Source organism: Nonomuraea sp. NPDC049378 (genome assembly GCF_055586745.1).
This window is the reverse complement of sequence record NZ_JBVJHP010000007.1, coordinates 39,944-59,081: the sequence shown is the minus strand read 5'-3', so window position 1 is coordinate 59,081 and position 19,138 is coordinate 39,944. Positions and strand designations below refer to the sequence as shown.

The window sequence follows — 19,138 nt, the reverse complement described above, 5'->3', positions numbered from 1 at the left end:
GATCTCACCTCTTGGACCGTCAATGCCGCTTCACATCACAGAATGGCAACAGTGACCGCCTGGTAGCGCTACCGCGTACGAGCAGCGGAAAGGCCGGCGCGGGGCGGCGCCGGCCCGGGTGTGGCGGGGAGGTCAGCCGGCGCGGGGGCTGGAGCTCTCGCGGGGGTGCAGCTCCGTCTGCAGCACCATGCGGGCGGCCGGCCTGGCCGGGTTGTCGATGCGGTCGGCGAGCAGCTGCGCGGCCGCCCGCCCCAGTTCGTACGTCGGCTGCCGCACCGTGCTCAGCCCCGGGCGGAACAGCCGCGCCCAGGGGATGTCGTCGAAGCCGATCACCCCGACCTGGCCCGGGATGGCCACGCCGCGATCCACGAGGCACTCCACGGCCCCCACGGTCATCAGGTTGTTCGCCCCGAACACCGCGTCGATCTCGACCCCTTCGTCCAGGAGCGCCGCCATGGCCGAGTAGCCGCCCTCCTCGCGGAAGTCGGCGTGGCGGATCAGGGAACGGTCCGACGGCAGCCCGAAGGCCCGCAGCGCCCGCTGGTAGCCGCGCAGCCGCCGCGTCGCCGTGGACATCCGGCGCGGGCCGGTGATGCAGGCGATGCGGCGGTAGCCCGACTCCAGCAGGTGCGCGGTGGCCATCTCCGCGCCCTTCTCGTTGTCCACCAGCACGGCGTCGACCTCGGTCTCGGCCAGCTCGCGGTCGATGGTCACCACGGCGGTGCCGGCGGCGACCAGGGAGCTGATGTCGGTGGAGTCGTCGGCGGGGGAGATGATCACGCCGGCCATGTTGTCGGCCAGCGCCACCGCGATGTACTCGGCCTCCCTGGCGCGGTTCTCGTCGGTGTTGCACAACACGACCGAGTAGCCGAACTGCCGCCCGCCGTCCTCCACCCCGCGCACGAGCGAGGTGAAGAACGGGTTGCCGACGTCGGAGATGAGCACCGCCCACAGCGTGGTCTGCCGGCGCCTGAGGTTGCGCGCGACGCCGTTGGGCCGGTAGCCCAGCTCCCTGACGGCCGCGTGGACGCGGGCCGCGAGCTCGGGGTTGACCGTGGAACGGCCGTTGAGCACGCGGGAGACCGTCGCGGCGGAGACCCCGGCGTGTCGCGCGACATCTTGGATTTTGAGCAACCTCGTCCCATCTCGTGGCAGGCCCGGCAGCTGAGCTACGGCAGTCTATCGCGGTGCCTGGAAATCGATTACTACCGGGGTGGGAACGGCAGCCGCTGCTCGACGGGCGCGATCCCGAACGGCTTGTGCGGCAGCGTCTGGTACCAGAACGCGACCGACGAGTAGTCGTCCGAGCGCTTGTTGGCGTGGCCGTGCTCGATCGTCACCCTGATCGACTCGGTGAACGTGATCGGGTCCTCGACGTGGAAGCGGTAGAGCGAGATCTCGCCGCTCCAGTTGTCGCCGCCGGGCATGGTGATGCCGTGGTACGGGGCGTGGTACGTCTGCGTGGGGCACCAGGCGGTGTTGAAGTAGTCCTCGGTGCCCGTGCCGTGCAACGACGGCGGGAACGGCTCCCCGTCGATGAAGATCATGTCGTCGCCCTCGCCGTACCAGTTCCAGTCGCTGGTCTCGCGCAGGTTGCGGATGTTGAGCACGCAGCCCACGTAGTGGCCGCGCCCTTCGGCGTCCAGCAGGACGTAGTTGCCGTCACCGGTGTCGTTGACGCCCTCCACCTGGAACTCGCGGTTGCTCTGCGCGCCCTGCTCGATCCCGTCCGTGGGCCGCTCGCAGCGCCACTGGGCGTGGAAGTAGCCGAGGTCGTCGGCGGCGGCGTCGAACACCTCGTAGTCGATGTAGTAGTAGAAGAAGACCGGCTCGGACGACAGCTCGCTGACCAGCTCCACCTTCGCCCGGCTGGCGAACGGCATGTGGAACCACGAGTTGAAGCCCTTGCCGTCCTGCGGGCTCATCTGCAGCGGCGCCGAGACGAAGTTCGCCGTCCTGGCGTGGCCCATGCCGAAGAAGTCGCCGAGCGGCACCAGCACGCTGGGATGCTCCTGGTCCTCCCACGTGATCTTCAACACCAGGCGGCGCAGGTAGTCGAGGTCCGCCGCGTCGGGCACGTCCTGCTGGGGCAGCGCCACGGTGCACCAGATGTGGTTGATCGAGCCGGGGCCCTCGATGTCGGCCAGGGTGACGGTGGTCCCCGCCTCGACCTTCAGCCGGTCGTCGTTGGCGCCCGTGCGGTCGTAGCTGGAGACGCGCCTGCGCCTGGACGCCCGCAGCCGGGGCAGGTCGCGCAGGCTGCTGCCGAAGTCGCCATAAGTCATGCTGGTTCGATCCTCACTTCAATCCGGAGGTCTTGATCGCCTCGACGAGCCGGCGCTGGCCGAGCACGAAAGCGACCAAGGTGGGCACGGCCGCGATCACCGTCGCGGCCAGGACATAGTTCCAGGCCGAGCCGTACTGGCCTTGGAGGGTGGAGATCCCGACCTGCACCACGCGCAGCTCCGGGTCTTGGACGGCGGTCAGCGGCCAGAGGAACGCGTTCCAGTTGGCCAGGAAGAACAGGACGGCGAGCGAGGCGAGCACCGGGCGGCTGAGCGGCACCACCACCTGCCACCAGCGCCGGAAATATCCGCACCCGTCGAGGTCCGCGGCCTCTTCCAGCTCGCGCGGAATCGTCAGGTAGTACTGGCGGAGCAGGAAGATCCCGAACGCGTGGAAGATCGCCGGCAGGATGAGCCCCGCGTACGTGTCCAGCAGCCCCAGCTCCCTGGCCACCAGGAACAGGGGCACGAGGATCACCGGCAGCGACACCAGCATCGTGGACACGATCATCGAGAAGATCACCTGCCGCCCGGGAAACCGCAGCCGGGCCAGCGCGTACGCCGCCATCGAGTGCAGCACGAGCGCGATCACCGTCACCGCGACGGAGACGATGGCGCTGTTGACCATGTATCGGCCGATCGGCACCTCGGTCAGCACGTAGAGCAGGTTGTCCAGGGTCAGCCTGCTCGGCAGCGTCACGTCGAACAGCTCGCCGGCCGGCCTCAGCACCGCCACCAGCAGCCACACCAGCGGGGCCACGGTGACCATGGCCAGCACGTATCCGACGATCGCGCGCAGCCTAACCGGCATCGAACCGGCCTCCCCTCGTGAGCCCGAACATGGTCCCCGTCGCCGTGATGAGGAACCCGACGACGACCGTGGTCAGGGCCGACGCGTAACCGTAGTTGTTGAAGGTGAAGGCCTGCTGGTAGATGTAGAAGACCACGCTCGACGTGCTGCCCGCGGGGCCGCCCTGGGTCAGCACGTAGACCAGGTCGAAGGCCTGCAGCCCGGTCACCGACCCGACCACCGAGTTGACCAGCACGAAGAAGCTGGTGGGCCGGAGCAGCGGCCAGATCACGTGGCGAAACTTCTGCCACGCGGTGGCCCCGTCGATGCCGGCCGCCTCCTCGTACTCCTTCGGGATGTCCTTCAGCCCGCCGAGCAGGATCAGCATGTTGTAACCCATCAGGAACCAGATGCTGATCGCCACCAGCGACCCGAGCGCCAGCGACGGATCGCCGAGGAACGACGTGTCGCCCAGCCCCACGGGCCGCAGCAGCGTGGGCACCGCGCCCTGCTTGTCGACCAGCAGGAACTGCCAGGCGATGCCGACGACGACGAGGCTGATGACGTGCGGCAGGAAGAACATCGTCCGCACCAGCCCGACGCCGGGGAAGTGGTCGCGCACCAGCAGCGCGAGGCCGAGGCTGACGACGAAGCCGATCGGCACGAACGCCACCGTGTACGTCAGCGTGACCCTGACGCTCTGCCAGAGCTGGGCGTCCTCGGCCATCTGCCGGAAGTTGTCCAGGCCGACGTACGTGTAGCCGCCGAAGCCGTCCGCGCTGAACAGCGAGACACCGAGGGACAGGACCATGGGCAGCCCGACGAACATCATCAGGCCGAGCAGGTCGGGCGCCACGAAGGCGTACCCGGCGAGCGCCTCGCGCCTGCGCCGGTTCCACACCGGAGGCGCGGCGCCGGGCGGCCGCCGCACCGCCGTGCCGGGGTCGGCAACGGTCGCCATGTTCTATCGCCTCTCTCGGGTCAGGTGGTCGCCGGGCGTGCGCGCCCCGGGCCGGGGACGCCGGTCACAACATCGCCGCACCCTTGTAGCCCTTCAGGAAGGTGTCGATCTTCGCCGCGGCGTCGGCCGCCGCCTTGGCCGGATCCGCACCGCCGAGCTGGGCGGCCTGGATGGCGTCCGACACGGCCTTGTAGACCTCGGGGGTGTAGCGGGGCTCGCCTCTGGAACCGGGGACGACCTTCTCCAGGAAGACCTTCAGCGCGGGATCGTCGAAGGCGCCGGCCGACTTGGCCGCCTCCTGCACGGACGTCCGGGCCGGCAGGTTCGTCTTGACGACCGTGTTCCACTGGCGGCCGCGCTCGATGCCCTCGGCGTCCTTCGCGCCCAGGGCCCAGGTGATGAACCTGGCCGCGGCCTCGGGATTGGCTCCCTTGGCGTTGGCCACGAACGCCCAGCCGCCGACCGAGGTCGTGTAGGTGCCGCCTTCCGGCACGGGCAGCGGGAAGACGCCGTACTCGAAGTCCTTGTTGTTCTGAGCCAGTTGCGAGACCCCCCAGATGCCGGTCTGCTGCATGGCGACGAACCCGCTGCCGAGGTTGGCCGGGGTGTCGTTGCCGCCGTCGCCCTGCGGCTTGCGCGGGGACATCTTGCCGGTGACGCTGTCCTGCCAGAGCTTCAGCGCGCTGTGGACGGCGGGCGAGTCGAAGCCGGGCCCGCCGTTCTCCGGCACCGCCGAGCCGCCCGCCATCCACATGAACGGATACCAGGTGAAGTTCTGGTAGTAGCCGGGGATGGTCTCGAACAGCAGGCCGAACCGGTCCTTGGAGGTCAGCTTGCCGGCCACCTCGAGCAGTTGCTCCCAGGTCTTCGGAAGGTCGCCCTCCGACAACTTCGCCTGCTCGAAGGCGTCGACGCTGTAGAAGACGGCCAGCGGCTCGCGCTCCATCGGCAGTCCGTAGATCTTCCCGTCGACCTTGCGGGTGTCGAGCGCGCCGTCCGCGAAGTCGGCGATCTGGTCGGGCTTGAGGTGCGGCGTGAGGTCGGTCAGCACGCCGCCGTTGTGGTAGCGCAGGAAGTCGCCCGGGCTGAGCAGGAAGATGTCCGGCCCCTGCCCGGCGGAGAACGCGGTCTGCAGCGCCCGGCCGGCCAGATATTCCGACACGGGCAGGTAGTGGAGCTTGACCTTGACGTCGTTGTTGGCGTTCCATGTCGCGACGAGGTCGGTGAACCACTTGCTCTGCGCGTCGGACTGCGGATTGGGGCCGTAGAAGTTCCAGAAGGTCAGCTCTTTCGGGTTGCCGCCCTGGTCACCGCCCCCGCATGCCGACAGCAGCGGCGCCGCCATGGCCGAACCTAACAGGACGGTCCCGCCGCGCAGCAGCGATCGGCGGGTCACCCTCGCGAAGGCCGACATATCGCATCCTCCTGGAGTTGAGTGCTCGGGGGCGAGCAATCGATTTCCCAGAAAATGTAGGAGTCGGCATGCCGGGCGTCAAGAACCCCACGGCTTCGCTTGCCGGATACAGGAATCGATATCTCCGCGTGACCTGCGCGGACGCTCTCCGGCCGGCCGGTCACGTCATCTCGGCGGCCGCGAGCGGTTTCCGCCCGTTTCCCGGGCGTTCTCCCGGGTCCTGCTCGCCGCGGTCGCCGACCTCGAACCGCCCTTCTGGACGCCGGGCGAGCGGGGCACGCACTGACAGGGCCCGCGTGTCACGCAAGCGGCGTGCCCCGCGCCAGGCACTCCTTGACCAGGGCCACCGCGTCGGCGAGTGCGCCCTCGCCGACGCCGGTGCGCACGCCGCGCGCATGCAGGTGCGCCACCAGGCGCTCGGTCGCGAGGTTGCCGTGCGCGCCCGGCGCGAACGGGCAACCCCCGTAGCCGCCGGCGGCGGCGTCGAAGCGGGTCACGCCCAGCTCCAGCGCGGCGTCGACGGTGTCGAGCGCCTGGCCGCGGGCGTCGTGGAGGTGCAGCCCGAACTCCACGTGCGGCAGGGCGGGCCGGATCGTGGCCAGCGTACGGGCGATCCGCTCGGGCTCGGTGGTGCCCAGCGTGTCCGCCAGGACGATGCGGGCCACTCCCATCCCGGCGAGGCCGCGGGCCACCGCGAGCAGTCTGGGCGGGGCGATCTCGCCGTCGAACGGGCAGGTGAACGCGGTGGAGACGCCGCCGGTGAAGGTGGCCTGCGGGTGGCCGGCCACCACGTCGCGGAAACCGGCGAGCACGTCCTCGACGCCGCGTCCCGCGTTGGCCAGGCTGTGTCCCTGCCCGGCCGACACGACCAGCACGATCTCGTCGGCTCCCGCCGCCACCGCACGGCTGACGCCCCGTGCGTTGAGCGCGAGCGCGCTGTAGCGTACGGAGCCGTCGCGGGGGAGTGCGGCGAACAACTCCTCCGCGCCCGCCATCTGCGGCACCCTGGCCGGGTTGACGAAGGAGGCGGCCTCGATCGCGCGCACTCCGGCGGCGGCCAGCGCGGCGGCGATGGCGACGCGGTCCGGCACCGGGACCACGACGGGCTCGTCCTGCAGCCCGTCCCTGAGCACGACGTCGTTGACCGTCACGTCGGCGGCGACGGGCATGTCAGGCCCTCCTTTCCGGCGTCACCGGCGACGGGCGGGTCCGTTCGCCCGCGCGCCGACGGCAGGGCATGTCAGATCACCTTCCTGGCGCGCAGCTCGCCGAGCCGGCCGGCCGAGTAGCCGAGCAGCTCGCCCAGGACCTGGTCGGTGTGCGCGCCCAGGTCGGGGCCGGCCCAGCGCACGTCGCCGGGCGCGCCGGGCACGCGCGGCACCACGCCGGGGAAGCGGATCTCCTCGGGCTCGCCGTCGACGGTGACCTTGAGCGGGCGGAGCATGTCACGGGCGCGGTAGTGCTCGTCGGCGGCGATGTCGGCGGCGTCGTAGATGGGCCCGGCGGGAACGCCGGCCCGGCTGAGCAGCTCGACCGCCTCGGCGGCGGTGTGGCGGGCGGTCCACGCGGAGATGGCCCCGTTGAGCTCGGGCTCGCGCGCGTCGCGGGCGGAGCCGTCGGCCAGCGTGGGGTCCGTGCCCAGGTCGGGGCGGCCCACCGCGGTCATGAGCCGGCCGAACACGCCGCTGGAGTTCCCCGCGATGATCACGGACCCGCCGCCGCTGGTGGGGTAGATGCCGCTGGGCACCACGCCGGGCAGGTTGCCTGCGGTGCGGCGGCGGATCACGTCGTACGCGTCGTAGTCGGGGACCAGCGACTCCATGGCCATGAACACCGACTCGTAGAGGGCCACGTCCGCGACCCGTGGCCCCTCGTGCGGCCGCCCCCGCGCCTTGGCCAGCAACAACATCAGCGCGCCGATCGCGCCGTACAGGCCGGCCAGGGCGTCGCCGACCGGCGCGGCGGGCCGGACGGGCTCGCGGTCGGGATGCCCGGTGACGTGCCGCAGGCCGCCGAACGCCTCGGCCACACCACCGAAACCCGCCCGATCCCGGTACGGTCCCGTCTGCCCGTAACCCGAGATGCGGACCAGCACGACGTCGGCGTTGGCGGCCGTCAGCTCGTCGGAGCCGAGCCTGAGACGCTCCAGCGTGCCGGGGCGGAAGTTCTCCACGACCACGTCGCAGTGGCGCACGAGGCCGAGCGCGATGTCGCGGCCCTCGCCGGTGCTCAGATCCACGGTGACGGAGCGTTTGTTGCGGGCGATGGTACGGAACATCATCGACGTCCCGCCCCTGCTGCGCCGCCAGCCGCGCAGTTCGTCCCCGGTGCCGGGCCGCTCGATCTTCACGACCTCGGCGCCGAAGTCCGCGAAGATCCGGGTGGCGAACGGCGCGGCGATGAAGCTGCCCAGTTCGAGGACCCGGATCCCGGCGAGCGGCGGTTGGTCTCCTTCGTCCACAACACTGCCTTTCTCAAATAATGAGTATTAATGCTCATTTAACGAGAATGAGAGCCTATTTGTGACGATAGAGGCCGATATTTGGACAAACAAGGGGAGCGTGCCCCATAAGGACGCCATGGCGGGGCGCTTAGGTGGGCCTAGGGGTGCACGGCGCCGGAGGCCGTGCGGGCCGGGCGCCGGGTCAGCGGGCGCTGCTCTGGCGGGGGCGCAACTCGGCGGGCAGGACGACCGTGGCGGGCCGGCCCCCCGGGGTGGCGATGCGGTCGACGAGCAGGCGGGCGGCCATGCGGCCGAGCTCGTACGTCGGCTGGGCCACCGTGGTGAGCGACGGGCGGACCAGGTCGGCCCACGGGATCTCGTCGAACCCGACCACGCCCATCTCCCCTGGCACCCGCACCTCGCGGTCGGCCAGGCAGCGCAGCGCGCCCACCGTCATGAGGTTGTTGGCCACGAACACCGCGTCGGGGCGCTCGGGGGAGGACAGCAGCGACGCCATGGCGTCGTAGCCGCCCTGCTCGCGGAAGTCGGTCCTGGCGACCAGCGGCTCCGCCGGCGGCTGCTGCGCGGACAGGGCGGTGGTGTAGCCGCGCAGGCGCAGGTCGGCGGTGCTCACACCCTCGGGCCCTGTGATGCACGCGATGCGCCGGTAGCCGGCGTCCAGCAGGTGCCGGGTGGCCGTGCGCGCGCCCGCCTCGTTGTCGACCACGACGGTGTCGACCTCGCCGCGCGGCAACTGGCGGTCGATGGCGACGACCGGGATGGGGGAGTCGAGCAGGCTCTTGGCCGCCTTCGCGCTGCCCGACGACGCGATGATCACCCCGGCCATCTGCTCGCTCAGCGCCGCCGCGACGTACGTCTCCTCCTTGGCCGGGTCTTCGTCGCTGTTGCACAACACGACGGAGTAGCCCGCCTGCTGGGCGACGTCCTCGACGCCGCGGACGGTGGCGGTGAAGAACGGGTTGCCGATGTCGGAGATGATCACGGCCCAGAGCGTGGTGCGGCTGCGCCGCAGGTTGCGGGCCACCGCGTTGGGGCGGTAGCCGAGCTCGCGGACCGCGGTGAGCACCCGCGCGACCATGGCGGGATCGACCGTCCTCGCGCCGTTGAGCACGCGCGAGACGGTGGCGGCGGACACGCCGGCCTCACGGGCGACATCGTAGATAGTGGGCATCGCACCAAGTTTCTACCATCGCGGGGCTGCGCGCTCCCGGGCCTTCGGCGTCCAACAGGGAAAACGCCAAGATCATCCTGTCACACTTCAAACTTTCTCGAAATATGCCCGCCTGCCGGACGGGGCCCCATCCGATCTCTGGCGCGCGAGGGGCTTGACGCCTGTCACGCACGCTTGTACGTTCGGCCGGAAATCGATTGCTCGCAGCTGTTCTCCGACACCTCCCACCCTCATCGGCCCCCACCGCCGCGCGCCCAGGGGATACCGCACCGCCAGGAGAAGCCATGTATTCGATCGTCCGACGAGGCCTGGGCGCAGGACTGGCCACCCTGCTCCTGGCAGCGACCGCCGTGGCCCAGGACAGCACCCCCGCGGCGGCCGAGGCGCCGCCACCCAGCTCGTTCTTCTCGACGGTGCAGATCGACTCCGGCGCCACGGTCGGGGCGCCCGCCGTCGGCGACAACCGCAACCACGGCGACCTGTGGCCGTCGTGCTGGTCCGACGACGACAACGTCTACACCGCGTACGGCGACGGCATCGGCTTCGGCGGCGCCATGAGCGACATCGGCGTGGCCAGGATCTCCGGCATGCCGGGCAACCTCACCGGCGCCCAGTTGCCGATCGGCGACGACGTCGGCCAGGTGTGGACCCCGGGACACACGCGCAAGCCGACCGGCATGGCCTGCGTGGACGGCACCCTCTACCTGGCCGTCCAGGACCTGGCCTTCGACTTCAACGACGCGCCCGCCGCCACCATCGCCAAGTCGACCGACCACGGCCGGACGTGGACGTGGGACAGGACGGGCGCGATGTTCCGCGACGGCCTGTTCACCACCATCATGTTCCTCGACTACGGCAAGGCGTACGCCGACGCGCCCGACGACCACGTCTACGCCTACGGGCTCGACCACAACTGGCGCGACTCGTTCAACGACCGGGTGCCCGATCCCGTGGACGTGTGGCTGGCCCGGGTGCCGAAGGACGCGGTGCAGGACCGCGGCGCCTGGGAGTTCGTCAGCGGCTTCACCGCTTCCGGCACGCCCACCTGGTCGGAAGAGATCGGTGACCGCGTCGCCGTGCTGCACGACGACCGGCACCTGTACCAGGACGTCTACACCGCGGGACGAGCCAGGAACCTCACCGTGATCAGCCAGGGCGGCGTGGTCTACAACAAGCCGCTCGACCGCTACCTGTACACGTCGTGGACGGAGTACACGTTCGAGTTCTACGAGTCGCCCACGCCCTGGGGCCCGTGGCGGCGCTTCACCGGCAAGGACTTCGGCGGCTACCCGTGGACGCGCACCAAGCACGGCGGCTACGCCACGACCATCCCGTCGAAGTACATCAGCGCCGACGGCAGGTCGATGTGGCTGCAGTCGAACGTCTGCCCGTGCGGCGGCGGCTACCCGGAGGGCGAGCACTGGGCGTACACCTTCTCGCTGCGCGGGATGCGCCTCGAACCGCACGTGGAGACCACCCCGGGCAACGCGCCCGACGCCGGCCGCAACCTCGCCGGGGAGCCGGGCACCGCGGGCGTCGAAAGGGTCGCGCACTTCGGCAACACCGCGTACTACAACGACGGCGACAGATCCCGCAGCGAGGACGACTGGAACGACGAGCGCAAGGGCGCCAGCTGGTGGGGATACACCTGGCCGCGCGAGTACACGATGGACAAGGTCGTCTTCACCAGCGGGCAGATGTTCGGCGACGGCGGCTGGTTCGGCGCCGGCCTCAGGGTGCAGGTGCGCAGGGACCACGCATGGACGGACGTGAGCGGGCTGCGGATCACCCCCGGATATCCGTACGACAGCACGGCGGGGCCCTTCCGCGCGTACGAGCTGGCTTTCGACGCGACCGGCGGTGACGGGGTGCGGATCATCGGCGCCCCTGGCGGCACCCGGACGTTCACCTCGATCGCCGAGCTGGAGGTCTACCACACGGGCGGCACGTGAACGCGGGCGCCGGCTCGGGTCAGGTGAGCGCGTCGAGGGCGCGGTCGACGTCGTCGGCGGTGGTGTAGACGTGGAAGCTGGCGCGTACCTTCCCGGCGCGTACGGCCGCGCGGATGCCGGCCGCCTCCAGCCGCTCGCCCGGGGTGTCCACGGAGACGATGGCCGTGTCGGCGGGCTCCAGGCCCAGCCCGGCCCTGAAGCGGTTGGCGAGCGCCACGTCGTGGTCGTGGACGCGCTGGACGCCGAGCTCGTTCAGCAGCTCGATGGCGGGGGCGGCGCCGACGTACGAGAACCAGGCGGGTGACAGGTCGAACGCGCGGGCGTCGGGGGCCAGGCGCAGCGGGGGGCCGTAGTAGGAGCCGCCCTCGCCGGCGCCGGCGTACCAGCCGGCGGCCAGGGGGCGCATGCGCTCGCGCAGGCGGGGCGACAGGTAGCCGAAGGCGGCGCCGCGCGGCGCCATCAGCCACTTGTACGCGGCGCAGGCCAGCGCGTCGATGCCGGAGACGTCCACCGGGAGCCAGCCGCAGGCCTGCGAGGCGTCGGCGATGACGAGCGCGTCGCAGGCCCTGGCGGCGGCCACGATGTCGGCGAGCGGCGCGACCTGGCCGGTGGCGGACTGGACGAGGCTGAAGGCGACGGCGCCGGTGGAGCCGTCGATCGCGTCGGCCAGCCGGTCGGCGGGGACGGTCTCCACCCGGGCGGCCACCGCCCAGGGGAACAGGTTGCTGGTGAACTCGATCTCGGGCACGACCACGCGCGCGCCCGGCGGCAGCGCCGTGGCGACCGTGGACATGATCTGGGAGACGGTGGAGCTGATCGACACGTCGGCCACGGGGGCGCCGATGAGGCGGGCGAACGCGGCGCGCGAGCGGGCGACGGAGGTGTCCCAGGGCGCCCAGTCGCTGCTGCCGTGCCGCCACTCGGTCAGCACGGCCTGGAGCTCGTCGGCGGCGCGCCGCGGCGGCACGCCGTAGGAGGCGGTGTTCAGCCAGCCCGGATCGGCGTCCCAGAGCTCGCCTGCCGTGGTGATGAGATCAGCGTCCATGGGGGCAGCGTAGACCGCCCGATCTGCCCAGAGTCGACCGCCTCACTGCGATACAGCCCGATAAGTTATATCAAATCGCCTATTGACATAACTAAACGCTACAACGAGTATTTTGGCATGTCAGAACGTGACCTCCTGCTCCATGTGCAGATCCGCAGGGCGCTGGAGGCGCGTATCCGCAGCGGTCACTGGGTTCCGGGCACCCGGATCCCCACCGAGGTCGAGCTCTGCGAGGAGTTCGAGGTCTCGCGCATCACCGTGCAGCGGGCCCTTCGCGACCTCGCCGACGCCGGGCTCATCGTGCGCTTCCGCAAGCGCGGCAGCTTCGTCGCCCAGGCCGTCGGCCGGCACAACCTGCTCCGCTTCACCGGCCTGCTGATCCAGGGACCGGAGACGCACGGCGACCACAAGGTCGTCTCGGCGCAGGTGATGCCCGCCCAGTCGGCGCGGCTGCGGCTGCCCGGCGTGCCGGACGAGGAGGCGGTCGTCCAGATGGAGCGCCACAAGATGGACACGGCCGGCCAGGTGATCAACAGCGAGCTGCACGTGTTGCCGTTCCGGCTGGCGCCCGACCTGCTCGACCAGCCGCTGGAGCCCCTCACCACGCACGCCTACCTGCGCGACCGCGGGATCGAGCTGGTGCGGGCCAGGATGTACGTGGAGCCGTGCGTCCTCGGCGGCGCCGAGGCGGAGGCGTTCGGCCTGCCCGCGGGCACGCCCGCGTTCCGCTGGACGCGCGAGACCTGGACCAGGCGGGGAGAGATCGCGGAGATCGTGGAAATGATCGTCCCGCCCCGGTCCGAGCGGTTCTACGTGGAGACCGACCTGGGCGGCTCCTCCGACCACAGCTGAATCATCCCCTGACAGGACGGCACGACAGGACCGGCGCGACCCAACCGGCGCCGGGCCGGGTTCTCGCCATGCCGTGAACCCTCCAGAAAACCGTCACACCCCCGAAACCCCCCGAAGGAGCGGAGCCATGACCTCAGTCGCCGTCGTCGGCACCGGCACCGTCGGCTCGATGGCCCTGTGGCGGCTGGCCGAGCGCGGCATCCACGCCGTCGGCTTCGACACCTACGCCCCCGGCCACGACCGCGGGGCCGCCGGAGGCGAGTCGCGCATCTTCCGTACGGCGTACAAGGAAGGCCCCCGCTACGTGCCGCTGCTGCGCGAGGCCCGCGCCCTGTGGGCCGAACTGGAGCGCGCAGCGGGACGCCGGCTGCTCACCCCGGTCGGCGGCGTCACGGCGGGCCCCCGCGAACATCCCAAGGTGCGCGCGGTGCTGGACGCCGCCCGCGCCCACGACCTGCCCGTCGAGGTCCTGACGGGCGAGGACGCGCGGCGGCGGGTGCCCGAGCACCCCCTGCGCGACGGAGAGGTCATGGTCGTCGACCACGACGCCGGCTACCTGCGTCCCGAACCCGCCGTCGGGGCCGCTGCCGCCGCCGCGGAGCGGGCGGGCGCGCGCGTCGCCCGCTACACGCCCGTACGCGAACTGCGCGAGGACGCCGCCGGCGTCACCGTCCTGGCCGAGGACGGCGAGCACCGCTTCACCCACGCGGTGCTCGCCCCCGGCCCGTGGGCGGCGGCGAGCGGCCTGCTGCCCGAACCGCTCGCCCGCGCCCTGACCGTCAGGGCCATCACCTCGACCTGGTTCCCGCGCCGGGACGAGAGCCTGTTCGACCCCGGCCGGTGCCCGATCGCCATCCGCGTCGGCGAGCCCGCCTACTCGTGTTTTCCCGCGGTGGACGGCGCGACCGTCAAGATCAACCTGCACGTGCCCTGGCAGGAGATCGCGTCACCCGCCGCGCTGGCCCGCAGCGTGCCCGTCGCCTACGTCAGGCAGGTCGCGCGCGCGGTCGCCGAGACGCTGCCAGGGCTGGACCCGGACCCGGTGCGGGTGGCGACGTACTGCGACGCCTTCACCCCCGACGGGAACGGCCTGCTCGGCGGGCCCGGCCGCACCGTGCTCGCCGCGGCGTTCAGCGGCCACGGTTTCAAGCTCGCACCCGTCCTCGGAGACATCATCGCCGACCTGGTCGAGACCGGCGCGACCGCGCGCGACATCGGCCACCTAGCCCCGAACCGCACCCTGCGGAGGTCGCCATGACACCCAGATCGCTGACCGCCGGGCTCCTCGCCGGAGCCCTCGCCCTCACCTCCTGCGGCCCGCCCACGCCGTCCGCCGCCCCCGGCACGCTGGTCATCGCCGGATACGGCGGGTCGTACGAGGAGGCGTTCAAGCAGTCGGTCATCCCCGGCTTCGAGAAGGCCTGCTCGTGCAAGGTCACCTACGTCGCCGGCAGCTCCACCGACACCGTCGCCAAGCTCAAGGCGCAGAAGGACGCGCCGCAGATCGACGTCGCGCTCATCGACGACGGCGTGCAGAACCAGGCGGTCGAGGCGGGCCTGCTCGCCAAGCTCGACCCGAAGACCGTCACGAACCTGCCCAAGGTGATCGACATCGCCCGCCTGCCCGGCGACGTCGGCGTCGGCTTCTCCCTGAACGCCACCGGCCTGGCCTACAACACCGACTACTACGCCAAGAACGGCCTGCCCGCTCCCGAACGGCTCGCCGACCTGGCGGACCCCAAGCTCAAGGGCAAGCTCGTCATGCCGTCCATCACCCAGACGTACGGCCTGGGCGCCCTGCTCATGGCGGCCAAGGTCGCCGGCGGCTCCGAGCAGGACATCGCCCCCGGCTTCGCGGGCGTGAAGAAGGTCGCCGCCAACGCCGTCACGTTCGACACCACCGCCGACGTGTCCAACTATTTCCTCCAGGGCCAGGCCGTCGCCACCGTGTGGGGCAACTCGCGGGTGCAGACGCTGGCCAAGAAGGGGTTCCCCATCAAGTTCGTCTACCCGGAGGAGGGCGCGCTGCCCCTGATCGCCACCGTCAACGTGGTGAACAAGGCGCCGCACCCCGACCTGGCGCAGAAGTTCGTCAACACGCTGCTCGACCCTTCGGCGCAGCAGGCCATGGCCGCCTCCAACTTCAACGGCCCGGCCGTCGAGGGCGTCACGCTCGACCCCGCGCTCGCCGAGAAGGTCGTCGGCCAGGAACGCGCCGCAGACCTGCGCAAGCTCGACTGGGCCACGATCAACAAGAGCCGCTCCGCGTGGACGGACCGCTGGAACAAGGAGATCGAAACCTCATGACCAGGCTGCTCGCCGCGGCGCTGGCCCTCGTCGGGCTCGCGGCCTGCGCCCCGCCCACCCCCGCCGCCGCGCCCGGCAAGCTCGTCGTGGCCGGGTACGGAGGCTCGTACCAGGAGGCCTTCGAACAGGCCGTGCTGCCCGGCTTCGAGAAGTCCTGCGGCTGCCAGGTCACCTACGTCGCCGGCAGCTCCACCGACACCGTCGCCAAGCTCAAGGCGCAGAAGGACGCGCCGCAGATCGACGTGGCCCTCATCGACGACGGACCGCAGGCCCAGGCGGCCGAGGCCGGGCTGCTGGCCAGGCTCGACCCGGCCAAGGTCACCCGCCTGGACAAGGTGGAGAAGGTCGCCAGGCTCGCAGGAGACGTCGGGGTCGGCTTCGCGCTGACCGCGACCGGGCTCGCCTACAACCGCGACTGGTACGCGAAGAACGGCCTGCCCGCGCCCAAGCGCCTGGCCGACCTGGCCGACCCGAGGCTCAAGGGCAAGGTCGTGCTGCCGTCGATCAGCAACACGTACGGCGTGGGCGCGCTGATGCTGGCGGCCCGCGCGGACGGCGGTTCCGAGCGGGACATCGACCCGGGCTTCGCGGGCGTGAAGAAGGTGGCCGCCAACGCGTTCACGTTCGACACCACCGCCGACGTGTCCAACTACTTCCTCCAGGGGCAGGCCGTCGCCTCCGTCTGGGGCGGATCGCGCGTGGAGACGCTGGCGGACAAGGACTTCCCGATCGCGTTCGTCTACCCCGAGGCCGGCGCCATCCCGCTGCTGGCCACCGCGAACGTGGTCGACGGGGCGCCGCACCCCGACCTGGCGCAGCAGTTCGTCAACGCCCTGCTGCAGCCCGGCATCCAGCGCGAGCTGGCCGCCGAGGGCTACGACGGGCCGACGGTCACCGACGCCGGGCTCGACCCGGCGGTGGCCGGGCGGGTGGTCGGCCCGGAGCAGGCGGCCGAGATGAAGCCGCTGGACTGGACCGTCGTCAACGGCGCGCGGTCCGCGTGGACGGACCGGTGGACGAAGGAGGTCGAACGGTCGTGAGGACCCGCACCACCCGGCAGGAGGCTGAACGGCCAGTGAGCACGAGCACCACCGAGACGCCCGCGGGCACGGCCGCACGGCGCGGGCGCCTGCGCCTGGACGGCGTGCGCAAGGTGCTGGGCGGCAAGGAGGTCGTCTCCGCGGTGGACCTGGAGACGGAGCCGGGCGAGTTCCTGACCCTGCTCGGACCCTCGGGCTGCGGCAAGACCACCACGCTCAACATGGTGGCCGGGCATCTCGGCGCCGACGGCGGCGTGATCGAGGTGGACGGCACGGACGTCACCGGCACCCCGCCGCACCGCCGCTCGATGGGCATGGTCTTCCAGTCGTACGCGCTGTTCCCGCACATGACGATCGCCGACAACGTGGCGTTCGGCCTGCGCATGCGGAAGGTGCCGGCGGCCGAGCGCCGGCGCCAGGTCGAGGAGGTGCTGGAGATGGTCGGCCTGGACGGCATGGCCGGCCGGCACCCGCGCCAGCTGTCCGGCGGCCAGCAGCAGCGCGCCGCGCTGGCCAGGGCCCTCGTCATCCAGCCCGACCTGCTGCTGCTCGACGAGCCGTTCTCCAACCTCGACGCGCAGCTGCGGGTGCGGCTGCGCGAGGAGGTCGTCGCGCTGCAGCGGCGCATCGGCACCACCACCATCCTCGTCACCCACGACCAGGAGGAGGCGCTGGCGGTCTCCGACCGGATCGCGGTCATGGCCGACGGCGTCATCCACCAGCTCGACCGGCCGCGGGAGATCTACCTGAGGCCGGCCACGGACTTCGTGGCGCAGTTCATCGGCGAGGTCAACGCCCTCGACGGCACCGCCACGGGCGCCGGCGTCTGCGAGGTCGCGGGCGCGAGGGTCGGCGCCACCCCCGTGGGCGACCCTCCGGCCCAGGGCGCCGGCGTGCGCGTCTACGTACGGCCCGAGGTCGTGCGGATCCGGGCGGACGGCGACGGGCTCAGGGGCACCGTGCGGGAGACCCGGTTCCTCGGCTCGCGCATCCGGTGCGTCGTCGCCACCGGTGCGGGCGAGGTGACGGCGGCGCTGCCGTTCGACGCGGAGGTGCCCGCGGCAGGGGAGGAGGTGACCTGCGCATGGCGGCCGTCGGACGCCTCGATGGCGGCCCGATGACCGGGCCAGGGAACGGGCCAGGGAACGGGCCAGGGAACGGGCCAGGGAACGGGCCAGGGAACGGGCCAGGGTATGGGCCGGCGAGCGGGCGGGGGAGCCGCCCCCGCTGGCGTACGGGCCTGCTGCTCGCGCTGCCCGCCGTCGTCATCTTCGCGCTGCTGTTCGTGGCGCCGCTGTTCACGCTGGTGGCCAACAGCTTCAGGACGCAGACCGGCGCGTTCACCTTCGGCAACTACGCACGGTTCCTCGGTGACCCGTTCTACCGGGACGTGTTGTGGAACACCCTCAAGGTCGCCGCCATGACCACGGCCGGCTGCCTGGTCATCGGCTACCCGTTCGCCCTCTACATGCGCGGCCGCTCCCCGCGGGTGCGCAACTGGCTGGCGTTGCTGCTGCTGTCGCCGCTGCTGATCAGCATGGTCATCCGCGCGTACGGCTGGCTCGTGGTGCTGGGGCCGAACGGCCCCGTCGCGGCCGTGCTGACGTGGCTCGGGCTCACCCCGCCGCAGCTGCTCTACAACGACACGGCCGTGCTCATCGGCATGGTCCACGTGATGCTGGCGTACATGGTGCTGCCGCTGATGGGCAGCCTCGACCGGATCGACCCGACGCTCGTGCCCGCCGCCAAAGGGCTGGGCGCGCCCGGCTGGACCTGCTTCTGGCGGATCACGCTGCCGCTGTCCGCTCCCGGCATGCTGGCCGGAGCCATGATCGTGTTCAGCCTGACCGCGTCCAGCTTCGTCACCCCCGCGATCCTCGGCGGCCCGAAGGTGAAGCTCATGCCGTACTTCGTCTACACGCAGGCCACGACCACGCTCGACTGGCCGTACGCGGCCGCGATCGGGTTCGTCCTGGTCGTCGTGACGACCGGGCTGCTGCTCGGCTACTCCCGGCTGCTGCGCAGGGGCCACGGGGAGGCGGTGTTCGGATGACCCGGCTCACCCGCGTGCTCGGCACCGGCTTCGCCGTCCTCGTCGGGCTGTTCCTGATCGCCCCCGTCGCGGTCACCGTGGCCTCCTCGCTCACGACCACGTCGTACGTGACGTTCCCGCCGCAGGGGATCACGCTGCGCTGGTACGCGGAGGTGTTCGGCAAGCCGGAGTTCCTGTCGTCGTTCGCGCTCAGCGCCGGGGTGGCCCTGGCCGCGGCGGCGATCTCCGCGGTGGTGGGTCTGGCCGGCGGGCTGGCCATCCACCGCCACCGTTTCCCCGGGCGCGGCGCGCTGGAGGCGGTGTTGTCCAGCGCGTTCGCGGTGCCCACGATCGTGCTCGGCATCGGCCTGCTGCAGTGGTTCGCGCAGATGGGGCTGGCCTCCAGCCCGTTCACGCTGCTGCTGGCCCACCTGGTGCTGACGGTGCCGTACGCGGTGCGGCTCGTCCTCGCCGGGCTCGCCGGACTGGACCGCTCGGCGGAGAAGGCCGCCGCGGGGCTGGGCGCGCCGCCGTTCCTGGTGTTCTGGCACGTGACGCTGCCCGCCGTGCGCGGCGCGCTCATCGGCGGCGCGTTCTTCGCCTTCATCACCTCCTTCGACGACCTCACCGTGGCGCTGTTCGTGGTCACCACCGACCTGCAGACGCTGCCCGTACGGATCTTCAACTACATGCAGTACGACTACGACCCGACGGTCACCGCCATCGGCACGCTGATGGTGCTGTTCGCCGTGGTCGCGGTCGTCGTCATCGAACGTTTCGTCGGCGTGGCCAGGCTGTTCGGCGCCGACACCGACCACAAGTGAG

At 71.4% G+C, this 19,138-nt stretch carries 17 protein-coding genes; 8 read left to right on the top strand and 9 right to left on the bottom strand.

From position 1 onward, the window contains the following. Window positions 1-132: 132 nt before the first annotated feature. The 8 genes from ACZ6SA_RS16640 to ACZ6SA_RS16605 all read right to left on the bottom strand — a co-directional run bounded on the left by ACZ6SA_RS16640 (window position 133) and on the right by ACZ6SA_RS16605 (window position 9,085). Window positions 133-1,134 (bottom strand): LacI family DNA-binding transcriptional regulator, encoded by a 1,002-nt coding sequence (locus ACZ6SA_RS16640; protein ID WP_465828700.1) that lies wholly within the window; start codon window positions 1,132-1,134, stop codon window positions 133-135. 71 nt (window positions 1,135-1,205) lie between these two features. Continuing rightward, window positions 1,206-2,285, bottom strand: coding sequence for a glycoside hydrolase family 172 protein (locus ACZ6SA_RS16635; protein WP_465828698.1), 1,080 nt, complete (start codon window positions 2,283-2,285; stop codon window positions 1,206-1,208). Between the two features lie 13 nt (window positions 2,286-2,298). After that, window positions 2,299-3,096 carry a carbohydrate ABC transporter permease gene (locus ACZ6SA_RS16630; protein WP_465828696.1) on the bottom strand — a complete coding sequence of 266 codons (798 nt, stop codon included), beginning with the start codon at window positions 3,094-3,096 and terminating at the stop codon, window positions 2,299-2,301. After that, on the bottom strand, window positions 3,086-4,036 hold the full coding sequence (locus ACZ6SA_RS16625) for a carbohydrate ABC transporter permease (protein WP_465828695.1): 951 nt from the start codon (window positions 4,034-4,036) through the stop codon (window positions 3,086-3,088). Before ACZ6SA_RS16625 ends, ACZ6SA_RS16630 begins: the two co-directional genes overlap by 11 nt. A 64-nt stretch (window positions 4,037-4,100) precedes the next feature. Continuing rightward, on the bottom strand, window positions 4,101-5,450 hold the full coding sequence (locus tag ACZ6SA_RS16620) for an ABC transporter substrate-binding protein (RefSeq protein ID WP_465828693.1): 1,350 nt from the start codon (window positions 5,448-5,450) through the stop codon (window positions 4,101-4,103). Window positions 5,451-5,749: 299 nt separating this feature from the next. Further along, the gene (locus ACZ6SA_RS16615) at window positions 5,750-6,619 is read right to left on the bottom strand and encodes a hydroxymethylglutaryl-CoA lyase (protein ID WP_465828692.1); all 870 of its coding nucleotides are present in this window, start codon (window positions 6,617-6,619) and stop codon (window positions 5,750-5,752) included. 71 nt (window positions 6,620-6,690) lie between these two features. Then, a complete protein-coding gene (locus ACZ6SA_RS16610) occupies window positions 6,691-7,911 on the bottom strand; it encodes a CaiB/BaiF CoA transferase family protein (protein ID WP_347650106.1) in 1,221 nt (406 codons plus the stop codon). 184 nt (window positions 7,912-8,095) lie between these two features. Beyond that, window positions 8,096-9,085, bottom strand: a complete 990-nt coding sequence (locus ACZ6SA_RS16605; protein ID WP_465828691.1) for a LacI family DNA-binding transcriptional regulator — start codon at window positions 9,083-9,085, stop codon at window positions 8,096-8,098. A gap of 284 nt (window positions 9,086-9,369) precedes the next feature. On the opposite strand from ACZ6SA_RS16605, the gene ACZ6SA_RS16600 reads away from it, so the two are divergent. Continuing rightward, window positions 9,370-11,037: a hypothetical protein gene (locus tag ACZ6SA_RS16600; RefSeq protein ID WP_465828689.1), complete on the top strand. Its 1,668-nt coding sequence runs from the start codon at window positions 9,370-9,372 to the stop codon at window positions 11,035-11,037. A 19-nt stretch (window positions 11,038-11,056) separates the two neighbouring features. On the opposite strand, the gene ACZ6SA_RS16595 is transcribed toward ACZ6SA_RS16600, so the two are convergent. After that, window positions 11,057-12,082: an aminotransferase class V-fold PLP-dependent enzyme gene (locus ACZ6SA_RS16595; RefSeq protein WP_465828688.1), complete on the bottom strand. Its 1,026-nt coding sequence runs from the start codon at window positions 12,080-12,082 to the stop codon at window positions 11,057-11,059. 117 nt (window positions 12,083-12,199) lie between these two features. On the opposite strand from ACZ6SA_RS16595, the gene ACZ6SA_RS16590 reads away from it, so the two are divergent. The 7 genes from ACZ6SA_RS16590 to ACZ6SA_RS16560 all read left to right on the top strand — a co-directional run bounded on the left by ACZ6SA_RS16590 (window position 12,200) and on the right by ACZ6SA_RS16560 (window position 19,137). Continuing rightward, window positions 12,200-12,934 (top strand): GntR family transcriptional regulator, encoded by a 735-nt coding sequence (locus ACZ6SA_RS16590; protein WP_465828686.1) that lies wholly within the window; start codon window positions 12,200-12,202, stop codon window positions 12,932-12,934. Window positions 12,935-13,061: 127 nt separating this feature from the next. Then, entirely contained in the window at window positions 13,062-14,192 is a 1,131-nt protein-coding gene (gene solA / locus ACZ6SA_RS16585) for an N-methyl-L-tryptophan oxidase (protein ID WP_465828685.1), read from the top strand. Continuing rightward, on the top strand, window positions 14,189-15,241 hold the full coding sequence (locus tag ACZ6SA_RS16580) for an ABC transporter substrate-binding protein (RefSeq protein WP_443156434.1): 1,053 nt from the start codon (window positions 14,189-14,191) through the stop codon (window positions 15,239-15,241). Before solA ends, ACZ6SA_RS16580 begins: the two co-directional genes overlap by 4 nt. Beyond that, on the top strand, window positions 15,238-16,281 hold the full coding sequence (locus ACZ6SA_RS16575; protein ID WP_347650099.1) for an ABC transporter substrate-binding protein: 1,044 nt from the start codon (window positions 15,238-15,240) through the stop codon (window positions 16,279-16,281). Before ACZ6SA_RS16580 ends, ACZ6SA_RS16575 begins: the two co-directional genes overlap by 4 nt. After that, complete coding sequence (locus ACZ6SA_RS16570; RefSeq protein ID WP_347650098.1) at window positions 16,278-17,402, top strand: ABC transporter ATP-binding protein; 1,125 nt, start codon at window positions 16,278-16,280, stop codon at window positions 17,400-17,402. The genes ACZ6SA_RS16575 and ACZ6SA_RS16570 overlap by 4 nt, the downstream gene beginning before the upstream one ends. Beyond that, window positions 17,366-18,334, top strand: coding sequence for an ABC transporter permease (locus ACZ6SA_RS16565; protein ID WP_465828682.1), 969 nt, complete (start codon window positions 17,366-17,368; stop codon window positions 18,332-18,334). The genes ACZ6SA_RS16570 and ACZ6SA_RS16565 overlap by 37 nt, the downstream gene beginning before the upstream one ends. Next, window positions 18,331-19,137: an ABC transporter permease gene (locus tag ACZ6SA_RS16560; RefSeq protein ID WP_347650096.1), complete on the top strand. Its 807-nt coding sequence runs from the start codon at window positions 18,331-18,333 to the stop codon at window positions 19,135-19,137. Before ACZ6SA_RS16565 ends, ACZ6SA_RS16560 begins: the two co-directional genes overlap by 4 nt. The last annotated feature ends 1 nt before the right edge of the window (window position 19,138 follow it).